Raw genomic sequence first — 21,478 nt, forward strand, 5'->3', positions numbered from 1 at the left:
GCAATCCTGCCCCGCTCTCGATTCGCGTCACGTGTTATTCGGTTTCCAGATCGATATCGATGCCGAGGGAACGAATTTCCTTGATCAACACGTTGAAGGACTCGGGCATGCCCGGCTCCATACGGTGATCGCCATCCACGATGTTTTTGTACATCTTGGTACGGCCGTTCACATCGTCCGACTTCACTGTGAGCATTTCTTGCAGAGTGTAAGCGGCACCGTATGCTTCCAGTGCCCAGACCTCCATCTCCCCGAAACGCTGACCACCGAACTGCGCCTTACCACCCAGCGGCTGCTGGGTAACCAGGCTGTACGAACCGGTAGAACGCGCGTGCATCTTGTCGTCTACCAAGTGGTTCAGCTTCAGCATGTACATGTAGCCAACGGTAACTGGACGCTCGAACTTGTTGCCAGTACGGCCGTCAGTCAGCTGCATCTGGCCGCTTTCCGGCAGGTCTGCCAGTTTTAGCATGGCCTTGATTTCGCTTTCCTTGGCACCGTCGAACACTGGAGTGGCCATTGGAACGCCGCCACGCAGGTTCTTCGCCAGATCCAGGATTTCCTGATCGGAGAAGCTGTCAAGATCTTCGTTACGACCGCCGATCTGGTTGTAGATCTCGTCCAGGAAGGTGCGCAGTTCAGCGACTTTACGCTGCTCTTCGACCATCCGGTTGATCTTCTCACCCAGACCTTTGGCCGCGAGGCCCAGGTGGGTTTCAAGGATCTGACCAACGTTCATACGCGAAGGTACGCCCAGCGGGTTGAGGACGACGTCGACCGGGGTGCCATTGGCATCGTGCGGCATGTCTTCAACCGGCATGATCACGGAGACCACACCTTTGTTACCGTGACGACCGGCCATCTTGTCGCCCGGCTGGATGCGACGACGGATTGCCAGGTAAACCTTGACGATTTTCAGCACGCCTGGAGCCAGGTCATCGCCCTGCTGCAGTTTGCGCTTCTTGTCTTCGAACTTGTCGTCCAGCAGACGGCGGCGATCAACGATGTAGGCCTGAGCCTTCTCGAGTTGCTCGTTAAGAGCATCTTCAGCCATGCGCAGTTTGAACCACTGACCATGCTCAAGACCGTCGAGCACTTCGTCGGTGATGTCCTGACCTTTCTTCAGACCTGCGCCGCCTTCAGCCTTGTGGCCTACCAGAGCGGAACGCAGACGTTCGAAAGTTGCGCCTTCAACGATACGGAACTCTTCGTTCAGATCCTTGCGGATCTCGTCGAGCTGAGTCTTCTCGATCGACAGTGCACGAGCATCACGCTCGACGCCGTCACGAGTGAAGACCTGTACGTCGATGACAGTACCTTTGGTACCGGTAGGTACGCGCAGGGAGGTGTCTTTAACGTCGCTGGCTTTTTCACCGAAGATTGCACGCAGCAGTTTTTCTTCCGGAGTCAGTTGGGTCTCGCCTTTCGGAGTGACCTTACCGACCAGGATGTCGCCTGCGCCAACTTCAGCACCTACGTAAACGATACCGGCTTCGTCCAGTTTGTTCAGTGCAGCTTCACCCACGTTCGGGATGTCTGCAGTGATCTCTTCAGGCCCAAGCTTGGTGTCACGGGCCACACAGGTCAGTTCCTGGATGTGGATCGTGGTGAAACGGTCTTCCTGAACCACACGCTCGGACAGGCAGATGGAGTCTTCGAAGTTGAAGCCGTTCCATGCCATGAACGCGATGCGCATGTTCTGACCCAGTGCCAGTTCACCCATGTCGGTGGACGGGCCGTCGGCCATGATGTCGCTACGCTGAACGCGATCACCCTTGCTCACCAGCGGACGCTGGTTGATGCAGGTGTTCTGGTTCGAGCGGGTGTATTTGGTCAGGTTGTAGATGTCGACACCAGCTTCGCCGGTTTCAACTTCGTCATCAGCAACACGAACCACGATACGGCTGGCATCAACAGAGTCGATCACGCCGCCACGACGAGCCACGACACAAACGCCGGAGTCACGGGCTACGTTACGCTCCATGCCGGTACCTACCAGCGGCTTGTCAGCGCGCAGGGTTGGTACAGCCTGACGCTGCATGTTCGAACCCATCAACGCACGGTTGGCGTCGTCGTGCTCGAGGAACGGAATCAGCGACGCTGCAACCGAAACTACCTGCTTCGGCGAAACGTCCATCAAGGTGACTTCTTCAGGCGTCTTGACGGTGAATTCGTTCAGGTGACGTACGGCTACCAGTTCGTCGATCAGGACTTTCTGGTCGTTCATGGTCGCCGAAGCCTGCGCGATCACGTGATCGGCTTCTTCAATAGCGGACAGGAACACGATTTCGTCGGTGACCACACCCTCTTTCACCACGCGGTACGGGCTTTCCAGGAAGCCGTACTGGTTGGTGCGAGCGTACGCAGCCAGGGAGTTGATCAGACCGATGTTCGGACCTTCCGGCGTTTCAATCGGGCATACACGACCGTAGTGAGTCGGGTGTACGTCACGGACTTCAAAGCCTGCGCGCTCACGAGTCAGACCGCCAGGGCCGAGTGCAGAGACACGACGCTTGTGGGTGATCTCGGACAGCGGGTTGTTCTGGTCCATGAACTGCGAGAGCTGGCTGGAACCGAAGAACTCTTTCACCGCCGCAGCCACTGGCTTGGCGTTGATCAGGTCTTGCGGCATCAGGCCTTCGCTTTCAGCCATCGACAGACGCTCTTTGACCGCACGCTCAACACGTACCAGGCCAACGCGGAACTGGTTCTCGGCCATTTCGCCTACGCAGCGAACACGACGGTTACCCAGGTGGTCGATGTCATCGACGATGCCTTTACCGTTACGGATGTCGACCAGAGTCTTCAGTACCGCGACGATGTCTTCCTTGCACAGCACGCCCGAACCTTCGATCTCGGTACGACCGATACGACGGTTGAACTTCATCCGGCCGACCGCAGACAGGTCGTAGCGCTCAGGACTGAAGAACAGGTTGTTGAACAGGGTTTCGGCAGCGTCTTTGGTTGGCGGCTCGCCTGGACGCATCATGCGATAGATCTCGACCAGCGCTTCCAATTGGTTGCTGGTGGAGTCGATCTTCAGCGTGTCGGAGACGAACGGACCGCAGTCGATGTCGTTGGTGTACAGAGTTTCGATGCGAACAACGCCAGCCTTGGCAATTTTTGCCAGGACTTCAGTGTTCAGCTCGGTGTTGCACTCTGCCAGGATTTCGCCGGTAGCCGGGTGCACGATGACCTTGGCGGTGGTGCGACCGAGGACGTAGTCCAGAGGCACTTCCAGCGTCTTGATACCGGCTTTTTCGATCTGGTTGATGTGGCGCGCGGTAATACGGCGGCCCGCTTCAACGATGACCTTGCCCTTCTCGTCCTGGATATCCAGAACCGCAATTTCACCACGCAGACGCGAAGCAATCAGTTCCAGACTGAGGGTCTCGCCGCTCAGTTTGAAAACGTTGGTGGTGTAGAAAGCGTCCAGCACTTCTTCAGTGGTATAGCCGAGCGCACGCAGCAGTACCGATGCCGGCAGCTTGCGACGACGGTCAATACGCACGAATACGCAGTCTTTCGGGTCGAACTCGAAGTCCAACCACGAACCGCGGTAAGGAATGATGCGCGCGGAGTACAGCAGTTTGCCGGAGCTATGCGTCTTGCCGCGGTCGTGGTCGAAGAACACGCCCGGGGAACGGTGCAGCTGGGAAACGATTACACGCTCGGTACCGTTGATTACGAAGGTACCGTTCTCAGTCATCAGGGGGATTTCACCCATGTAGACTTCTTGCTCTTTGATGTCCTTGATCGCTTTGTTCGACGACTCTTTGTCGAAAATGATCAGGCGCACTTTTACCCGCAAAGGTACGGCGAAAGTTACACCGCGCAATACGCATTCTTTGACATCAAATGCCGGTTCGCCCAGGCGATAACCGACGTACTCCAGCGCAGCATTGCCGGAGTAGCTGATGATCGGGAAAACGGATTTGAAGGCCGCATGCAGGCCCACGTCGCGGAACTGATCTTTAGTCGCTCCCGCTTGCAAGAATTCACGATACGAATCCAGCTGGATGGCCAGGAGGTACGGCACATCCATGACGTCCGGCAACTTGCTAAAGTCCTTGCGGATACGTTTTTTCTCAGTATATGAGTAAGCCATCAGCGTTCCCCAGCTTGGTCACCTGCTTGTTTGGCCCCTCCCGACGGGAGCAGCCAGAAAATCGTGCAAACCCCATGGTTTGCGCCACCGCATCGGGTGGTTACAGCGCCTTTATCAGCACCGACCCAGTCGGCTGCCAATAACGGAAAAAGGCCGGTGGCAAGAGCCACCAGCCATCAGCCTGTCGCTTGACGCTCGGGCTGGAGGAGCAAAGTCGATACTTATTTCAGCTCGACTTTAGCGCCTGCTTCTTCCAGCTTCTTCTTGGCGTCTTCAGCAGCTTCTTTCGAAACGCCTTCAGCTACAACCTGAGGAGCGCCGTCTACTTTCTCTTTGGCTTCTTTCAGGCCCAGACCGGTCAGTTCACGAACTGCCTTGATCACGTTAACCTTCTTCTCGCCAGCTTCCAGCAGAACAACGTTGAACTCGGTTTGCTCTTCAACAACAGCGGCAGCAGCAGCTGGACCAGCCGAAGCAGCAGCAGCGGTAACACCGAAGGTTTCTTCCATCGCTTTGATCAGCTCAACGATTTCCACTACGGATTTCTGGCCGATTGCTTCGATGATTTGTTCGTTAGTCAGAGACATGACTCAATTCCTGAATTGGGGGACGGCCTTCGCGACCATCGAAATAAACAAAAAACGCGAGAAGTTGACGAGCCTTAGGCTGCGGCAGCTTCTTTCTGGTCGCGAATTGCCGCCAGAGTACGAGCCAACTTGCTGGTAGCGCCTTGAATCACGCTCATCAGCTGAGAAATTGCTTCGTCACGGGTCGGCAGAGTTGCCAGTACGTCGATCTGATTAGCTGCGAGGAACTTGCCCTCGAACGCAGCTGCCTTGATCTCGAACTTGTCCTGACCCTTGGCAAACTCTTTGAAGATACGGGCAGCAGCGCCCGGATGTTCGTTCGAGAATGCAATCAGGGTCGGGCCGGTGAACACGTCGTTGAGAACACTGTATTGAGTGTCAGCAACAGCGCGCTTGAGCAGGGTGTTACGTACAACACGTACGTAAACGCCAGCTTCACGAGCCTCTTTACGGAGTCCGGTCATTGCGCCTACTGTTACGCCACGTGCATCAACCACGACAGCGGACAGAGCGACTTTGGCAGCCTCGTTGACTTCAGCGACGATGGCCTTCTTGTCTTCGAGATTAATTGCCACGGGTTTAACTCCTGCTTGTTACCGTTTCACTCGGCCGAAACCGAATGTCGTTTTGGTGTCTGATTCGGTAAGGAACCGGGAGCACCATCTGCGTAGGCTTATGGTTTAAGACTTGCGCCGCCTACGGTCTTGGATAGCCCCCGCCAGGCAGGGACCCCAATCTTTCAATTGGCGCGAACAATCGCGCCAACCTTTGTCTTACGCGTCCAGCGAGCTCTGGTCGATGACCAGACCTGGGCCCATAGTGGTGCTCAGGGTAACGCGCTTGACGTAGATACCTTTCGAAGAAGCTGGTTTGATACGCTTCAGATCAGCGATCAGGGCTTCAACGTTTTCCTTCAGCTTGACGGCATCGAAGCCGATCTTGCCAACGGAAGTGTGGATGATGCCGTTTTTGTCGGTGCGATAGCGAACCTGACCAGCCTTGGCGTTTTTAACCGCGGTGGCTACGTCTGGAGTTACGGTGCCGACTTTCGGGTTAGGCATCAGGCCACGTGGACCGAGGATCTGACCCAGCTGACCTACAACGCGCATGGCATCAGGGGATGCGATCACTACGTCATAGTTCAGGTCGCCGCCTTTCATTTCGGCAGCAAGGTCGTCCATACCTACACGGTCAGCGCCGGCAGCCAGAGCGGCTTCAGCAGCTGGACCCTGGGTGAACACAGCAACGCGAACGGTCTTGCCAGTGCCGTGTGGCAGCACAGTAGCGCTACGAACAACCTGGTCGGATTTACGCGGGTCTACGCCCAGGTTTACAGCAACGTCAAACGACTCGCTGAACTTGACAGTCGACAGCTCAGCCAGCAGAGCAGCAGCGTCTACAATGTTGTAGGCCTTGCCTGCTTCGATTTTGCCGGCGATAGCCTTTTGACGCTTGGTCAGCTTAGCCATTACACACCCTCCACGTTAAGGCCCATGCTACGAGCAGAACCGGCGATAGTACGCACGGCTGCATCCATATCAGCTGCAGTCAGATCCGCGTTTTTGGTTTTCGCGATTTCTTCCAGCTGAGCACGGGTAACAGTGCCAACCTTAACGGTGTTCGGACGAGCGGAACCGCTGGTCAGACCGGCCGCCTTCTTCAGCAGAACCGAAGCAGGGGTGGATTTGGTTTCGAAAGTGAAGCTACGGTCGCTGTAGACAGTGATGATCACTGGAGTCGGCAGACCTGCTTCAAGACCCTGAGTACGGGCGTTGAAAGCCTTGCAGAATTCCATGATGTTCACGCCGTGCTGACCCAGAGCAGGACCAACAGGTGGGCTTGGGTTAGCCTGAGCGGCCTTCACTTGCAGCTTGATGTAAGCGGTAATCTTCTTGGCCATGAGGCACTCCAATTACGGGTTCGAACGCCTCGAAAGGCTCCCCGGTTACTTGCGCGTTTATCCCAGTGACGACAAAACCCCACAGCCTAGGGCTGCGGGGTTGGGATGCTTGCTCAGTTAGACCTTTTCGACCTGACTGAACTCCAACTCTACCGGAGTAGAGCGACCGAAAATAAGCACTGCCACCTGGACACGGCTTTTTTCGTAGTTAACTTCTTCGACAGTGCCGTTAAAGTCAGCGAATGGACCGTCAGTAACACGAACCACTTCACCTGGCTCAAACAGAGTCTTCGGCTTCGGCTTGTCACTACCATCAGCCACGCGACGCAGAATTGCTTCCGCCTCTTTGTCGGTAATTGGTGCAGGCTTGTCGGCGGTACCGCCAATGAAACCCATCACCCGAGGAGTATCCTTGACCAAGTGCCAAGTACCCTCATTCATATCCATCTGAACCAGCACGTAGCCCGGAAAGAACTTACGCTCGCTTTTGCGCTTCTGGCCATTACGCATTTCAACCACTTCTTCAGTGGGAACCAGAATCTCGCCGAAGCCATCTTCCATGCCTGCCAGCTTTACGCGCTCGATCAGCGAGCGCATCACATGCTTCTCGTAACCCGAGTAAGCATGCACAACATACCAACGCTTAGCCACGGGACACCCTTAGCCAACAATCAAGGAAACAAGCCAACCGAGCAGGGAATCAAGCCCCCACAACAGCAACGCCATAACCAGAACAACAGCCACCACAATCAGGGTGGTCTGCGTGGTTTCTTGGCGAGTTGGCCACACGACTTTACGAATCTCGGTACGAGCTTCCTTAACCAGCACAAAGAAAGACTTGCCCTTCGCAGTCTGCAGGCCTACAAAGGCAGCTACAGCAGCAATGACAAGCAATGCGAGTACACGGTACAGGATCGGCGAAGCAGAGTAATACTGATTGCCAACAACGCCAACAACCACCAAAGCGACAACTACAAGCCACTTGAGCAGATCGAAGCGAGAGCCTTGAGCTTCAGCTTTAGGAGTCATCTATGAAGATCCTGTGAAAAGAAAGCCAGACACACCGAGTGAATCTGGCAGGTCAGGAGGGAATCGAACCCCCAACCTACGGTTTTGGAGACCGTCGCTCTGCCAATTGAGCTACTGACCTAAAACAAAATCAGGCCGACCATTATGCCGGCCCGAAAAATACATTACAACCGCTTATTCGATGATTTTGGCTACGACGCCAGCGCCGACGGTACGACCGCCTTCACGGATAGCGAAACGCAGACCGTCTTCCATTGCGATGGTTTTGATCAAGGTAACAGTCATCTGAATGTTGTCACCTGGCATTACCATTTCAACGCCTTCTGGCAGCTCGCAGTTACCAGTCACGTCAGTAGTACGGAAGTAGAACTGTGGACGGTAGCCTTTGAAGAACGGTGTGTGACGACCGCCTTCTTCCTTGCTCAGAACATAAACTTCTGCAGTGAACTTGGTGTGCGGCTTAACCGAACCCGGCTTAACCAGAACCTGACCACGCTCAACGTCGTCACGCTTGGTGCCACGCAGCAGAACGCCGCAGTTCTCGCCAGCACGACCTTCGTCGAGCAGCTTGCGGAACATTTCAACACCGGTGCAAGTAGTAACGGTGGTGTCACGCAGACCAACGATTTCCAGCGGATCCTGAACGCGAACGATACCGCGCTCGATACGACCAGTCACAACAGTACCGCGACCCGAGATCGAGAACACGTCTTCGATTGGCATCAGGAACGGCTTGTCGATCATACGAACTGGCTCTGGAATGTAGGCATCCAGAGTCTCTACCAGCTTCTTAACAGCGGTAGTGCCCATCTCGTTGTCGTCTTTGCCTTCCAGCGCCATACGAGCCGAACCGATGATGATTGGAGTGTCATCGCCCGGGAAGTCATAGGTGGACAGCAGGTCGCGAACCTCCATCTCAACCAGCTCCAGCAGCTCAGCGTCGTCTACCAAGTCAGCCTTGTTCAGGAAAACCACGATGTACGGAACGCCTACCTGACGGGACAGCAGGATGTGCTCACGGGTTTGTGGCATCGGACCATCAGCGGCCGAGCAAACCAGAATAGCGCCGTCCATTTGAGCAGCACCGGTGATCATGTTCTTCACGTAGTCAGCGTGACCTGGGCAGTCAACGTGAGCGTAGTGACGGATCTTCGAGTTGTACTCAACGTGTGCGGTGTTGATGGTGATACCGCGAGCTTTTTCTTCTGGTGCGCTGTCAATCTTGTCGAAGTCAACGATTGCAGAACCGAAAACTTCGGAGCAAACGCGAGTCAGAGCAGCAGTCAGAGTGGTTTTACCGTGGTCAACGTGACCAATGGTCCCAACGTTGACGTGGGGCAGGGAACGATCAAATTTTTCCTTAGCCATCGATATCACCCTCAACAGAAGAAATTAGACAAACAATATCAACCATTAAAACAAAGGCAGATATTTTCATATCTGCCTTGTTATATGGAGCTCTTGAGCGGATTTGAACCGCTGACCTCACCCTTACCAAGGGTGTGCTCTACCAACTGAGCTACAAGAGCGTAACACTTTGCACAACCTGCAAACTTGGAGCGGGTAGCGGGAATCGAACCCGCATCATCAGCTTGGAAGGCTGAGGTTCTACCACTAAACTATACCCGCGGAGCTTGCAGCTCACGCTAAAAATGGTGGAGGGGGAAGGATTCGAACCTTCGAAGTCGTAGACGTCAGATTTACAGTCTGATCCCTTTGGCCGCTCGGGAACCCCTCCTAAGCGAGCCGGCATTCTATACTATGCCGACCTTCTGTCAAGCATTTTCTCATTAAAAACCTGAGGTTAGCTGCACTGACATCACCCCACTTTGATAACCTGTTTAGGTGTTCGCTGTGGAGCGGGCGCCATTCTATGCAAACTATTCCAACGGTGCAACCCCCTCACACAGCATTATTTTATGTTTTAACTCATTGAATTCCTTGGAAAGGTTCTGCAACTGCACATCCCCCAACAAACGCTGGCTTTCGGGCGCAATGCGCAGCCAGTAACCGGGCTCGAGAAGATCCCTTTGCGATGGCTGAGCCTTCACATTCATCGCCACAAGCCGCTGTTGCAGCGCAGAAATAGCCTCCTCTCGAGCCAAGCCACCCAAGAACAGGCAATCCTGCGCTGCGCGTCGCGCACCCTGCCCCTCTCGGGAATCACCACCAGCTTCACTCAGCAAACGAATGTCTTGCTGGGATCCACGGTACATGCTGAGTGGCGTGACATCTTTTGCTCGCAAGGGCGCCTCCTGCTGATGCCAGACGTAATAGAACACATTGAGAACAACAAGCAGCAGGAACAACCAACGCATACAAACCTCAAGATAGGGGACACGCCATGGCCAACCCCACAAAGACCAGATCCGGGACGACTCGGGCATCAGGCACAACATCCGCAACCAAACCTGCGTCGCCACCAGTAATAAAGACGGTGAAGCGTTCACCCCAATAGGATCGGGCCATCTCCATTTGGGTCAGCACGAAACCTCTCAACATCAACGAGCACCCACGCTCCACCGCCTCAACGGTACTCCGCCCCGGAGCATGACTTGTCAGAGCCCGCTCGGCAGCCAAATCTCCATAACGGATATTCCGAGTATGTGTGCGCAGCTGATTTCGCATCAATGGCATCCCCGGACAAATGAACCCTCCCAGATGCTCCCCCTCGGCACTAATGAAGTCCGCGGTCACTGCAGTGCCGAAATCAAGAATCAGACAAGCGCCTGCGGCCAAGTGAAAACCGCCGAGCATTGCCAACCAACGATCCAGCCCCAGACGCTCATAGTCGTCATAGCCATTCTTGACACCAGACACTTCATTGGCCGGCTTCGCACACACTACAGAAAGGGCGAACATCTGCTCGAGAATCCGAGTCAGAGCGGCGGTCTCCTCGTTAGTCCTGACACTAACCAAGCGACAGTTGCGCAGTGATAGGCCGTCCAATGCATGCAGACTAGCCACCAGGGCCTGATCCGAGTCGACCACACCTTCCGCGAAAAGATCTCCGGCAGCGGAATTCAATACCCGCCACTTGATAAAGCTGTTCCCACAGTCGAGCTCAAGAATCATCACGCAACCTCAGACTGAGCTCACCACCGCTAAATACTTTTTCCACGCCATCCACCTTCAAGCGCAGCGCCCCTTGACCATCAATACCGAGCACTACACCTTCAATATGACTAGTGCCGGCTATCAACGAAACCGAGCGACCTTGCCACATATGATCCTTTTGCCACTCATCCTGGAGTGCTGAAAAGCCATCGACCTGATGGCGATGGATATAGCCACGCAACTGCTCGCTTAGCTCCGCCACCAATACGTTGCGATCACAGCTCCTGCCCGTCTCGAGTCGAATCGACGTCCATTGCTGGCCGACCTCGTCAGCAACCTGCATATTCACGTTAATGCCTATGCCCAGCACCACGTGACAAACGTCTGCAGGATCCCCTACGAGTTCCAGAAGAATACCGGCAATTTTCTTGTTTCCGACCAATACGTCGTTGGGCCACTTCAATCCAGCGCCCGACACACCGAGCTTTCGCAGGACATGCATAACCGCCAGACCGACCACAAGACTCAACCCCTCAAGCTGGCGCATGCCGCCTTCAATACGCAGTACAAGGCTGTAATAGAGGTTTTCAGCAAAAGGACTTACCCACTTGCGCCCCCTGCGACCTCGACCGGAGATCTGCCGCTCCGCCAATACCAGAAACGGAGCCGCACACCCTTGATTGATCGCGCGCAGCGCCTCTGCATTGGTGGAGTCTATGGAGTCAAAGACAGTCATCGGCCAAACCGAAGCCAGGGCGCTGATTTCCAGAGGATCAAGCAACGTCAAGGGTGCCGCAAGTTGATAGCCTCGACCCCGGACCTTATTAATGGACAACCCGAGTTCAGCCTCAAGATGCTGAAGCTGCTTCCATACAGCACTTCGACTGATACCCAGAGCAAGCCCCAGAGCCTGGCCAGAATGGAATCGACCATCCTTTAAAAGATTCAACAACGTCAGCATGCAGGTCTCGCCTCACAATGAGGCCCGAATAATAGCCATGAGCCGAGCGATTGCATAGAAATCAAGCAAACCACTTTCCTGCGGGCAAAACAAAACCCCAATTGCTTTCGCAATTGGGGTTTCGGAATTTAATCTTGACGATGACCTACTCTCACATGGGGAAACCCCACACTACCATCGGCGATGCATCGTTTCACTGCTGAGTTCGGGATGGGATCAGGTGGTTCCAACGCTCTATGGTCGTCAAGAAATTCGGTGTGCCGACTCGTCTTTCGACGCTTCAGCAAATTGGGTATGCGATAGTTTGTGTGTTTCTCTCGAACTTTCGGTTCGTTTCGTCTTCACACACCGCAATCTGGCCTCTCTCGAGTTCGCAAATTGCTTGGGTGTTATATGGTCAAGCCTCACGGGCAATTAGTATTGGTTAGCTCAACGCCTCACAGCGCTTACACACCCAACCTATCAACGTCGTAGTCTTCGACGGCCCTTCAGGGAACTCAAGGTTCCAGTGAGATCTCATCTTGAGGCAAGTTTCCCGCTTAGATGCTTTCAGCGGTTATCTTTCCCGAACATAGCTACCCGGCAATGCCACTGGCGTGACAACCGGAACACCAGAGGTTCGTCCACTCCGGTCCTCTCGTACTAGGAGCAGCCCCTCTCAAATCTCAAACGTCCACGGCAGATAGGGACCGAACTGTCTCACGACGTTCTAAACCCAGCTCGCGTACCACTTTAAATGGCGAACAGCCATACCCTTGGGACCGGCTTCAGCCCCAGGATGTGATGAGCCGACATCGAGGTGCCAAACACCGCCGTCGATATGAACTCTTGGGCGGTATCAGCCTGTTATCCCCGGAGTACCTTTTATCCGTTGAGCGATGGCCCTTCCATACAGAACCACCGGATCACTAAGACCTACTTTCGTACCTGCTCGACGTGTCTGTCTCGCAGTCAAGCGCGCTTTTGCCTTTATACTCTACGACCGATTTCCGACCGGTCTGAGCGCACCTTCGTACTCCTCCGTTACTCTTTAGGAGGAGACCGCCCCAGTCAAACTACCCACCATACACTGTCCTCGATCCGGATAACGGACCTGAGTTAGAACCTCAAAGTTGCCAGGGTGGTATTTCAAGGATGGCTCCACGCGAACTGGCGTCCACGCTTCAAAGCCTCCCACCTATCCTACACAAGCAAATTCAAAGTCCAGTGCAAAGCTATAGTAAAGGTTCACGGGGTCTTTCCGTCTAGCCGCGGATACACTGCATCTTCACAGCGATTTCAATTTCACTGAGTCTCGGGTGGAGACAGCGCCGCCATCGTTACGCCATTCGTGCAGGTCGGAACTTACCCGACAAGGAATTTCGCTACCTTAGGACCGTTATAGTTACGGCCGCCGTTTACCGGGGCTTCGATCAAGAGCTTCGCGTTAGCTAACCCCATCAATTAACCTTCCGGCACCGGGCAGGCGTCACACCCTATACGTCCACTTTCGTGTTTGCAGAGTGCTGTGTTTTTAATAAACAGTCGCAGCGGCCTGGTATCTTCGACCGGCATGAGCTTACGGAGCAAGTCCTTCACCCTCACCGGCGCACCTTCTCCCGAAGTTACGGTGCCATTTTGCCTAGTTCCTTCACCCGAGTTCTCTCAAGCGCCTTGGTATTCTCTACCCAACCACCTGTGTCGGTTTGGGGTACGGTTCCTGGTTACCTGAAGCTTAGAAGCTTTTCTTGGAAGCATGGCATCAACCACTTCGTCACCCAAAGGGTAACTCGTCATCAGCTCTCGGCCTTAAGATCCCGGATTTACCTAAGATCTCAGCCTACCACCTTAAACTTGGACAACCAACGCCAAGCTGGCCTAGCCTTCTCCGTCCCTCCATCGCAATAACCAGAAGTACAGGAATATTAACCTGTTTTCCATCGACTACGCTTTTCAGCCTCGCCTTAGGGACCGACTAACCCTGCGTCGATTAACGTTGCGCAGGAAACCTTGGTCTTTCGGCGTGGGTGTTTTTCACACCCATTGTCGTTACTCATGTCAGCATTCGCACTTCTGATACCTCCAGCAAGCTTCTCAACTCACCTTCACAGGCTTACAGAACGCTCCTCTACCGCATCACCTAAGTGATACCCGTAGCTTCGGTGTATGGTTTGAGCCCCGTTACATCTTCCGCGCAGGCCGACTCGACTAGTGAGCTATTACGCTTTCTTTAAAGGGTGGCTGCTTCTAAGCCAACCTCCTAGCTGTCTAAGCCTTCCCACATCGTTTCCCACTTAACCATAACTTTGGGACCTTAGCTGACGGTCTGGGTTGTTTCCCTTTTCACGACGGACGTTAGCACCCGCCGTGTGTCTCCCATGCTCGGCACTTGTAGGTATTCGGAGTTTGCATCGGTTTGGTAAGTCGGGATGACCCCCTAGCCGAAACAGTGCTCTACCCCCTACAGTGATACATGAGGCGCTACCTAAATAGCTTTCGAGGAGAACCAGCTATCTCCGAGCTTGATTAGCCTTTCACTCCGATCCACAGGTCATCCGCTAACTTTTCAACGGTAGTCGGTTCGGTCCTCCAGTCAGTGTTACCTAACCTTCAACCTGCCCATGGATAGATCGCCCGGTTTCGGGTCTATTCCCAGCGACTAGACGCCCTATTAAGACTCGCTTTCGCTACGCCTCCCCTATTCGGTTAAGCTCGCCACTGAAAATAAGTCGCTGACCCATTATACAAAAGGTACGCAGTCACCCAACAAAGTGGGCTCCCACTGCTTGTACGCATACGGTTTCAGGATCTATTTCACTCCCCTCTCCGGGGTTCTTTTCGCCTTTCCCTCACGGTACTAGTTCACTATCGGTCAGTCAGTAGTATTTAGCCTTGGAGGATGGTCCCCCCATATTCAGACAAAGTTTCTCGTGCTCCGTCCTACTCGATTTCATGACCAAGAGATTTTCGCGTACAGGGCTATCACCCACTATGGCCGCACTTTCCAGAGCGTTCCGCTAATCTCAAAGCCACTTAAGGGCTAGTCCCCGTTCGCTCGCCACTACTAAGGGAATCTCGGTTGATTTCTTTTCCTCAGGGTACTTAGATGTTTCAGTTCCCCTGGTTCGCCTCTTGCACCTATGTATTCAGTACAAGATAACCATCTTATGATGGCTGGGTTCCCCCATTCAGACATCTCCGGATCAAAGTCTGTTTGCCGACTCCCCGAAGCTTTTCGCAGGCTACCACGTCTTTCATCGCCTCTGACTGCCAAGGCATCCACCGTATGCGCTTCTTCACTTGACCATATAACCCCAAGCAATCTGGTTATACTGTGAAGACGACATTCGCCGAAAATTCGCGATTAAACTCACAAATTTTACCTTAGCCTGAATAAACACCAGTGAAAGTGCTATCCAGTCTATCTTTCTATCACATACCCAAATTTTTAAAGAACGATCTAATCAAAGACTAGAAATCAATATTCACACCGGAATATTCATTTCTAAACTCTAACAAGCAGAAGCAGTTAATGGTGGAGCCAAACGGGATCGAACCGTTGACCTCCTGCGTGCAAGGCAGGCGCTCTCCCAGCTGAGCTATGGCCCCATACAAAATTGGTGGGTCTGGGCAGATTCGAACTGCCGACCTCACCCTTATCAGGGGTGCGCTCTAACCAACTGAGCTACAGACCCAATTTCGAGCGCGTAACTGATTAGCTAAGAGCTATCAGCTTGGAGCTTAAAGCTGCTTCTATCGTCTTCTTCAATGAATCAAGCAATTCGTGTGGGAACTTATGGAGCAGCTGATGTCGTCGATTAAGGAGGTGATCCAGCCGCAGGTTCCCCTACGGCTACCTTGTTACGACTTCACCCCAGTCATGAATCACACCGTGGTAACCGTCCTCCCGAAGGTTAGACTAGCTACTTCTGGTGCAACCCACTCCCATGGTGTGACGGGCGGTGTGTACAAGGCCCGGGAACGTATTCACCGCGACATTCTGATTCGCGATTACTAGCGATTCCGACTTCACGCAGTCGAGTTGCAGACTGCGATCCGGACTACGATCGGTTTTGTGGGATTAGCTCCACCTCGCGGCTTGGCAACCCTCTGTACCGACCATTGTAGCACGTGTGTAGCCCAGGCCGTAAGGGCCATGATGACTTGACGTCATCCCCACCTTCCTCCGGTTTGTCACCGGCAGTCTCCTTAGAGTGCCCACCATTACGTGCTGGTAACTAAGGACAAGGGTTGCGCTCGTTACGGGACTTAACCCAACATCTCACGACACGAGCTGACGACAGCCATGCAGCACCTGTCTCAATGTTCCCGAAGGCACCAATCCATCTCTGGAAAGTTCATTGGATGTCAAGGCCTGGTAAGGTTCTTCGCGTTGCTTCGAATTAAACCACATGCTCCACCGCTTGTGCGGGCCCCCGTCAATTCATTTGAGTTTTAACCTTGCGGCCGTACTCCCCAGGCGGTCAACTTAATGCGTTAGCTGCGCCACTAAGAGCTCAAGGCTCCCAACGGCTAGTTGACATCGTTTACGGCGTGGACTACCAGGGTATCTAATCCTGTTTGCTCCCCACGCTTTCGCACCTCAGTGTCAGTATCAGTCCAGGTGGTCGCCTTCGCCACTGGTGTTCCTTCCTATATCTACGCATTTCACCGCTACACAGGAAATTCCACCACCCTCTACCATACTCTAGCTCGCCAGTTTTGGATGCAGTTCCCAGGTTGAGCCCGGGGATTTCACATTCAACTTAACGAACCACCTACGCGCGCTTTACGCCCAGTAATTCCGATTAACGCTTGCACCCTCTGTATTACCGCGGCTGCTGGCACAGAGTTAGCCGGTGCTTATTCTGTCGGTAACGTCAAAACACTAACGTATTAGGTTAATGCCCTTCCTCCCAACTTAAAGTGCTTTACAATCCGAAGACCTTCTTCACACACGCGGCATGGCTGGATCAGGCTTTCGCCCATTGTCCAATATTCCCCACTGCTGCCTCCCGTAGGAGTCTGGACCGTGTCTCAGTTCCAGTGTGACTGATCATCCTCTCAGACCAGTTACGGATCGTCGCCTTGGTGAGCCATTACCTCACCAACTAGCTAATCCGACCTAGGCTCATCTGATAGCGCAAGGCCCGAAGGTCCCCTGCTTTCTCCCGTAGGACGTATGCGGTATTAGCGTTCCTTTCGAAACGTTGTCCCCCACTACCAGGCAGATTCCTAGGCATTACTCACCCGTCCGCCGCTGAATCCAGGAGCAAGCTCCTTTCATCCGCTCGACTTGCATGTGTTAGGCCTGCCGCCAGCGTTCAATCTGAGCCATGATCAAACTCTTCAGTTCAAACATCTTTGGGTTTTTAAGAAACCCTAAACTTGGCTCAGCAATCGTTGGTTCCATCTTTGATTTCTCGCGGAGTAACTTGTGATGCTGATAATCTTGTTGACTATCAGTCTGACTCCACAAGCACCCACACGAATTGCTTGATTCAGTTGTTAAAGAGCGGTTGGTTAAGATCTTTCGTCTCAACCGAGGCGCGCATTCTACAGCAGCCTCATTTGCTGTCAAGTGATTATTTTCAGAAGTTTTCGAAGATTTCTTCAACAACTTCAACCACTTGCGCTTCCGATCTCTCGTCAGCGGGAGGCGAATTCTACAGCGTTACTCGCTGTTGTCAACACCTCTTTTTCAACTTCCTTTCGGCTTCGATGAACTGAAGCAACCCACTGCCGAAACCTACATAACTCATTGAATCTCAAGGAGTTTTCCGTTTCGACTGCGCCGGAAGTGGGGCGAATTATAGACTTCTAAAATTCGCCGTCAACCCCTACTTGAAAATTTATTCAGATTTCAACGCGATACGCGCAAATGCCTTCTTGCCCGCCTGACAAACGTGAGTCGTGCCCAGTACATATATAAAGGAACGATCAACCACTTCACCATCAACTCGCACACCACCAGAAGCCAACAGGTCGCGTGCAGCCGCCGAGTTCTTCACCAGGCCTGCCTTATTAAGGACAGCAGCAATCGGCATATCCTCAGCGGAAGTCAGCTCGATCTCTGGCAGATCATCCGGCAGCTCACCATCCTTCATACGGTTACCCGCAGCGCGATGAGCATTGGCTGCCGCTTCCTCACCATGGAAGCGCGCAACAATCTCTTCCGCCAACTTGATCTTGATGTCGCGCGGGTTAGCACCTGCCTTTACATCTGCACGGAAAGCATTGATCTCATCCATTGACCGAAAGCTGAGCAGTTCGAAGTAACGCCACATCAATGCATCCGGGATCGAAACCAGCTTGCCATACATGACACCTGGCGCTTCCTGGATACCGACGTAGTTGCCCAACGATTTGGACATCTTCTTCACACCATCCAGACCTTCAAGCAACGGCATGGTCAGAATGCACTGAGCCTCCTGACCATAACCACGCTGCAGTTCACGCCCCATCAGCAGGTTGAACTTCTGATCAGTACCACCCAACTCGACATCCGCGCGCAAAGCAACCGAGTCATAACCCTGAACCAGCGGATAGAGGAACTCATGGATAGCGATTGGCTGATTGGTGGTATAGCGCTTGTCGAAGTCATCGCGCTCGAGCATGCGAGCGACGGTGTATTGCGAAGTCAGGCGAATGAAGTCCGCAGGCCCCATCTGATCCATCCAGGTGGAGTTGAACGCAACTTCGGTTTTGGCCGGATCAAGAATTTTGAATACCTGAGACTTATAAGTCTCGGCATTTTCCAGAACCTGCTCACGAGTCAAAGGTGGGCGCGTGGCGCTCTTGCCGCTCGGATCACCGATCATCCCGGTGAAGTCACCTATAAGGAAGATCACCTGATGCCCCAGCTTCTGGAACTGACGCAGCTTATTAATAAGCACGGTATGACCCAGGTGCAGGTCCGGAGCGGTTGGATCGAAACCAGCCTTGATACGCAGCGGCTGGCCGCGCTTGAGCTTCTCGATCAGCTCGGACTCGACCAACAGTTCTTCCGCACCACGTTTAATCAGCGCTAGCTGCTCTTCAACCGACTTCATAACAGACCCGCAAGGCTCAGATTCAAAGGGAACCAACCATACAAGATCGCGCACCAATTACAAGTTTTGCCCGGCGCACGGACACCAATCTACAGACAGGGCGTCTGTAGACTTGCTTCGGGGATGATTTGGTTATATTTTATACAGTTATTTCATCTTCATCATGTCATTCATCTTTTCCAATTCATCTTTTTTCAAAGTCAAAATTACTTATGACCACTGAACCGTCTAAAGCGCCACCGCTTTACCCGAAGACCCACCTGCTCGCAGCAAGTGGAATCGCCGCCCTTCTCAGCCTGGCGCTCCTGGTATTCCCTTCCAGTGATGTTGAAGCCAAAAAGACGACCCTGAGCCTTGAACTGGAAAGTCCTGCTGAACAACTGACACAAGATCAAGACGCTGCTGATGCGGCTCAAGCCACAAGTGAGCCAGTCGCTTCGCCATTTGCCCAGATCGAAAACGCTGAAGAAAACACGCCGAAAACCGCTGAAGCCGCACCCGCGCCGGCTCCAGTCGCCGAAAAACCAAAGGCTCCCGGCCATCGGGAAGTGATCGTTGCCAAGGGCGACACGCTGTCCACCCTGTTTGAAAAGGTTGGTCTGCCATCTGCTGCTGTGCATGAGGTACTGGCCAGTGACAAACAAGCCAAGCAGTTCAGCCAGCTCAAGCACGGCCAGAAACTTGAATTCGAAGTGAACCCACAAGGCCAACTGACCAGCCTGCACAGCAAGGTCAGTGATGTAGAAACCATCACCCTGACCAAGAATGACAAGGGTTATGCGTTCAACCGGGCCACCGCAAAACCTACCGTTCGCACCGCTTATGTACACGGCGTCATCAATAGCTCGCTGTCACAATCCGCCGCTCGCGCCGGTCTCTCCCACAGCATGACCATGGATATGGCCAGCGTCTTCGGCTACGACGTTGATTTCGCCCAGGACATCCGCCAGGGTGACGAATTCGATGTGATCTACGAGCAGAAGGTAGTCAACGGCAAGGCAGTCGGCACTGGTCCTATTCTTTCCGCGCGCTTCACCAACCGCGGCAAGACCTACACAGCCGTGCGTTACACCAACAAGCAAGGCAACAGCAGCTATTACACTGCCGATGGCAACAGCATGCGCAAGGCGTTCATCCGGACTCCGGTGGACTTTGCCCGCATCAGCTCGAAGTTCTCCATGGGCCGCAAACACCCGATCCTCAACAAGATCCGCGCCCATAAAGGCGTCGATTACGCAGCGCCGCGCGGTACGCCAATCAAGGCCGCCGGTGACGGTAAAGTACTGCTGGCCGGTCGCCGCGGCGGCTACGGCAACACCGTGATCATTCAGCACGGCAACACCTACCGTACGCTCTACGGCCACATGCAGGGCTTCGCCAAAGGCGTGAAGACCGGCGGTACCGTCAAACAGGGTCAAGTGATCGGTTATATCGGCACTACCGGCCTGTCCACCGGTCCGCACTTGCACTATGAGTTCCAGGTCAACGGCGTTCACGTCGACCCTCTGGGCCAGAAGCTGCCGATGGCCGACCCGATTGCCAAGTCCGAACGTGCCCGCTTCCTTGCACAGAGCCAGCCGCTGATGGCGCGCATGGACCAAGAGAAGGCCACCATGCTGGCTTCGAGCAAGCGTTAAGCCATGGCCCTCTATATCGGTGTGATGTCCGGCACCAGCCTCGATGGACTGGACATCGCGCTGATCGAACAGACCCCGGCGATCAAGCTGATCGCCACACACTACATTCCCATGCCTGACTCCCTGCGCACTGAGCTCTTGAGCTTGTGCGCCAGCGGCCCTGACGAGATTGCCCGCTCGGCGATTGCCCAGCAACATTGGGTGAGACTCGCGGCGCAGGGTATCCACACCCTGCTCGACCAACAGCGACTCAAGCCTGAAGCCATTCGCGCCATCGGCAGCCATGGCCAAACCATTCGTCATGAGCCCGCCCGTGGCTTCACCGTGCAGATCGGCAACCCTGCGCTGCTTACGGAGCTGACCGGTATCACTGTCGTCAGTGATTTCCGTAGCCGCGATGTCGCAGCCGGCGGCCAAGGTGCCCCGTTAGTGCCTGCCTTCCACGAGGCTTTGTTCGAAGAGCGTACCGGTAACCGTGCGGTCTTGAATGTCGGCGGTTTCAGCAATCTCAGTCTGATTGAGCCGACCAGGCCTGTAGCCGGTTTCGACTGCGGCCCAGGGAATGTGCTGATGGATGCCTGGATTCACCAGCAACGTGGCGAGAACTATGATCGCAACGGCCAATGGGCAGCCACTGGCAATGTCGAACCCGCGCTGTTGAAAGCCATGATCAGAGACCCGTTCTTCGTGACAAAAGGCCCGAAGAGCACTGGGCGCGAAGTGTTCAACCTGCCTTGGCTGGAACACCACCTATCAAAGTTACCGGTCTTTGCGGCTGAAAACGTCCAGGCTACGCTGCTGGAGTTGACGGTACTGACCATCGTCGAGTCGCTGCAAAGTGCTCAAGCCGATACCCAGGAAATGTTGGTCTGTGGTGGTGGCGCGCACAATGCCACACTGATGAAACGCCTGGCAGATCTACTGCCAAACGCAGTCGTTGCCAGCACTGCCAGCCATGGCGTTGATCCAGACTGGGTCGAGGCCATGGCCTTCGCCTGGCTGGCCCATTGCTGCCTCGAAGGCATAGCCGCGAACCGTCCAAGTGTCACCGGCGCCAAAGGCCTGCGCGTACTCGGCGCGATCTACCCTAACTAAGCAAAACGCAGACAACAAAAAACGCCGTAGAACCGTAAGGCTCTGCGGCGTTTTGTTGTGTGCAGCGCGGTGC

14 protein-coding genes, 6 tRNA genes and 3 rRNA genes are annotated in these 21,478 nt (G+C 54.1%); 2 read left to right on the forward strand and 21 right to left on the reverse strand.

Going from position 1 to position 21,478, the window contains the following annotated elements; all coding sequences use genetic code 11:
- Nucleotides 1-34 precede the first annotated feature (34 nt).
- From rpoB to tyrS, 21 genes are all read right to left on the reverse strand, one after another.
- Nucleotides 35-4,108, reverse strand: a complete 4,074-nt coding sequence (gene rpoB / locus QMK55_RS10255) for a DNA-directed RNA polymerase subunit beta (protein WP_102358881.1) — start codon at nucleotides 4,106-4,108, stop codon at nucleotides 35-37.
- A 221-nt stretch (nucleotides 4,109-4,329) separates the two neighbouring features.
- Nucleotides 4,330-4,695: a 50S ribosomal protein L7/L12 gene (gene rplL, locus QMK55_RS10260; protein ID WP_003228750.1), complete on the reverse strand. Its 366-nt coding sequence runs from the start codon at nucleotides 4,693-4,695 to the stop codon at nucleotides 4,330-4,332.
- A 74-nt stretch (nucleotides 4,696-4,769) separates the two neighbouring features.
- A complete protein-coding gene (gene rplJ / locus QMK55_RS10265; RefSeq protein WP_008081912.1) occupies nucleotides 4,770-5,270 on the reverse strand; it encodes a 50S ribosomal protein L10 in 501 nt (166 codons plus the stop codon).
- Between the two features lie 198 nt (nucleotides 5,271-5,468).
- Entirely contained in the window at nucleotides 5,469-6,164 is a 696-nt protein-coding gene (gene rplA, locus QMK55_RS10270) for a 50S ribosomal protein L1 (protein WP_003228754.1), read from the reverse strand.
- A complete protein-coding gene (gene rplK / locus QMK55_RS10275; RefSeq protein ID WP_003228756.1) occupies nucleotides 6,164-6,595 on the reverse strand; it encodes a 50S ribosomal protein L11 in 432 nt (143 codons plus the stop codon). The genes rplA and rplK overlap by 1 nt, the downstream gene beginning before the upstream one ends.
- A 117-nt stretch (nucleotides 6,596-6,712) precedes the next feature.
- Nucleotides 6,713-7,246, reverse strand: a complete 534-nt coding sequence (gene nusG, locus QMK55_RS10280; protein ID WP_025113545.1) for a transcription termination/antitermination protein NusG — start codon at nucleotides 7,244-7,246, stop codon at nucleotides 6,713-6,715.
- A gap of 9 nt (nucleotides 7,247-7,255) precedes the next feature.
- Entirely contained in the window at nucleotides 7,256-7,624 is a 369-nt protein-coding gene (gene secE / locus QMK55_RS10285; RefSeq protein WP_007916493.1) for a preprotein translocase subunit SecE, read from the reverse strand.
- A 45-nt stretch (nucleotides 7,625-7,669) separates the two neighbouring features.
- A tRNA-Trp gene (locus tag QMK55_RS10290) sits at nucleotides 7,670-7,745 on the reverse strand.
- A 53-nt stretch (nucleotides 7,746-7,798) separates the two neighbouring features.
- The gene (gene tuf, locus QMK55_RS10295; protein ID WP_064361246.1) at nucleotides 7,799-8,992 is read right to left on the reverse strand and encodes an elongation factor Tu; all 1,194 of its coding nucleotides are present in this window, start codon (nucleotides 8,990-8,992) and stop codon (nucleotides 7,799-7,801) included.
- An 85-nt stretch (nucleotides 8,993-9,077) separates the two neighbouring features.
- A tRNA-Thr gene (locus tag QMK55_RS10300) sits at nucleotides 9,078-9,153 on the reverse strand.
- 26 nt (nucleotides 9,154-9,179) lie between these two features.
- Nucleotides 9,180-9,253, reverse strand: a tRNA-Gly gene (locus QMK55_RS10305).
- Between the two features lie 24 nt (nucleotides 9,254-9,277).
- A tRNA-Tyr gene (locus QMK55_RS10310) sits at nucleotides 9,278-9,362 on the reverse strand.
- Nucleotides 9,363-9,504: 142 nt separating this feature from the next.
- Nucleotides 9,505-9,942, reverse strand: a complete 438-nt coding sequence (locus QMK55_RS10315; RefSeq protein ID WP_102358883.1) for a hypothetical protein — start codon at nucleotides 9,940-9,942, stop codon at nucleotides 9,505-9,507.
- Nucleotides 9,943-9,949: 7 nt separating this feature from the next.
- Nucleotides 9,950-10,699 carry a pantothenate kinase gene (locus QMK55_RS10320; RefSeq protein WP_102358884.1) on the reverse strand — a complete coding sequence of 250 codons (750 nt, stop codon included), beginning with the start codon at nucleotides 10,697-10,699 and terminating at the stop codon, nucleotides 9,950-9,952.
- On the reverse strand, nucleotides 10,689-11,642 hold the full coding sequence (gene birA, locus QMK55_RS10325) for a bifunctional biotin--[acetyl-CoA-carboxylase] ligase/biotin operon repressor BirA (protein WP_320329123.1): 954 nt from the start codon (nucleotides 11,640-11,642) through the stop codon (nucleotides 10,689-10,691). The genes QMK55_RS10320 and birA overlap by 11 nt, the downstream gene beginning before the upstream one ends.
- A 132-nt stretch (nucleotides 11,643-11,774) precedes the next feature.
- A 5S ribosomal RNA gene (gene rrf, locus QMK55_RS10330) occupies nucleotides 11,775-11,890 on the reverse strand.
- Nucleotides 11,891-12,035: 145 nt separating this feature from the next.
- Nucleotides 12,036-14,927, reverse strand: a 23S ribosomal RNA gene (locus tag QMK55_RS10335).
- A 227-nt stretch (nucleotides 14,928-15,154) separates the two neighbouring features.
- Nucleotides 15,155-15,230, reverse strand: a tRNA-Ala gene (locus tag QMK55_RS10340).
- A gap of 9 nt (nucleotides 15,231-15,239) precedes the next feature.
- Nucleotides 15,240-15,316, reverse strand: a tRNA-Ile gene (locus QMK55_RS10345).
- Between the two features lie 124 nt (nucleotides 15,317-15,440).
- A 16S ribosomal RNA gene (locus tag QMK55_RS10350) occupies nucleotides 15,441-16,977 on the reverse strand.
- Together the 16S, 23S and 5S rRNA genes with 2 tRNA genes alongside form the textbook arrangement of a ribosomal RNA operon.
- A gap of 496 nt (nucleotides 16,978-17,473) precedes the next feature.
- Nucleotides 17,474-18,673, reverse strand: coding sequence for a tyrosine--tRNA ligase (tyrS, locus tag QMK55_RS10355; protein WP_320329124.1), 1,200 nt, complete (start codon nucleotides 18,671-18,673; stop codon nucleotides 17,474-17,476).
- A gap of 212 nt (nucleotides 18,674-18,885) precedes the next feature.
- Between tyrS and QMK55_RS10360 the strand changes: the two genes are divergently transcribed.
- On the forward strand, nucleotides 18,886-20,310 hold the full coding sequence (locus tag QMK55_RS10360; protein ID WP_320329125.1) for a peptidoglycan DD-metalloendopeptidase family protein: 1,425 nt from the start codon (nucleotides 18,886-18,888) through the stop codon (nucleotides 20,308-20,310).
- A 3-nt stretch (nucleotides 20,311-20,313) separates the two neighbouring features.
- On the forward strand, nucleotides 20,314-21,405 hold the full coding sequence (locus QMK55_RS10365) for an anhydro-N-acetylmuramic acid kinase (RefSeq protein ID WP_102356205.1): 1,092 nt from the start codon (nucleotides 20,314-20,316) through the stop codon (nucleotides 21,403-21,405).
- The last annotated feature ends 73 nt before the right edge of the window (nucleotides 21,406-21,478 follow it).

The sequence above is a fragment of the Pseudomonas sp. P8_229 genome (genome assembly GCF_034008635.1).
GTDB lineage: Bacteria > Pseudomonadota > Gammaproteobacteria > Pseudomonadales > Pseudomonadaceae > Aquipseudomonas.

Bases quoted from the DNA above. Each gene is read 5' to 3' on its own strand.
- rpoB (WP_102358881.1), bottom strand. From the start codon at position 4,108: ATGGCTTACTCATATACTGAGAAAAAACGTATCCGCAAGGACTTTAGC.
- rplL (WP_003228750.1), bottom strand. From the start codon at position 4,695: ATGTCTCTGACTAACGAACAAATCATCGAAGCAATCGGCCAGAAATCC.
- rplA (WP_003228754.1), bottom strand. From the start codon at position 6,164: ATGGCTAAGCTGACCAAGCGTCAAAAGGCTATCGCCGGCAAAATCGAA.
- rplK (WP_003228756.1), bottom strand. From the start codon at position 6,595: ATGGCCAAGAAGATTACCGCTTACATCAAGCTGCAAGTGAAGGCCGCT.
- secE (WP_007916493.1), bottom strand. From the start codon at position 7,624: ATGACTCCTAAAGCTGAAGCTCAAGGCTCTCGCTTCGATCTGCTCAAG.
- tuf (WP_064361246.1), bottom strand. From the start codon at position 8,992: ATGGCTAAGGAAAAATTTGATCGTTCCCTGCCCCACGTCAACGTTGGG.
- QMK55_RS10315 (WP_102358883.1), bottom strand. From the start codon at position 9,942: ATGCGTTGGTTGTTCCTGCTGCTTGTTGTTCTCAATGTGTTCTATTAC.
- QMK55_RS10320 (WP_102358884.1), bottom strand. From the start codon at position 10,699: ATGATTCTTGAGCTCGACTGTGGGAACAGCTTTATCAAGTGGCGGGTA.
- birA (WP_320329123.1), bottom strand. From the start codon at position 11,642: ATGCTGACGTTGTTGAATCTTTTAAAGGATGGTCGATTCCATTCTGGC.
- tyrS (WP_320329124.1), bottom strand. From the start codon at position 18,673: ATGAAGTCGGTTGAAGAGCAGCTAGCGCTGATTAAACGTGGTGCGGAA.
- QMK55_RS10360 (WP_320329125.1), top strand. From the start codon at position 18,886: ATGACCACTGAACCGTCTAAAGCGCCACCGCTTTACCCGAAGACCCAC.
- QMK55_RS10365 (WP_102356205.1), top strand. From the start codon at position 20,314: ATGGCCCTCTATATCGGTGTGATGTCCGGCACCAGCCTCGATGGACTG.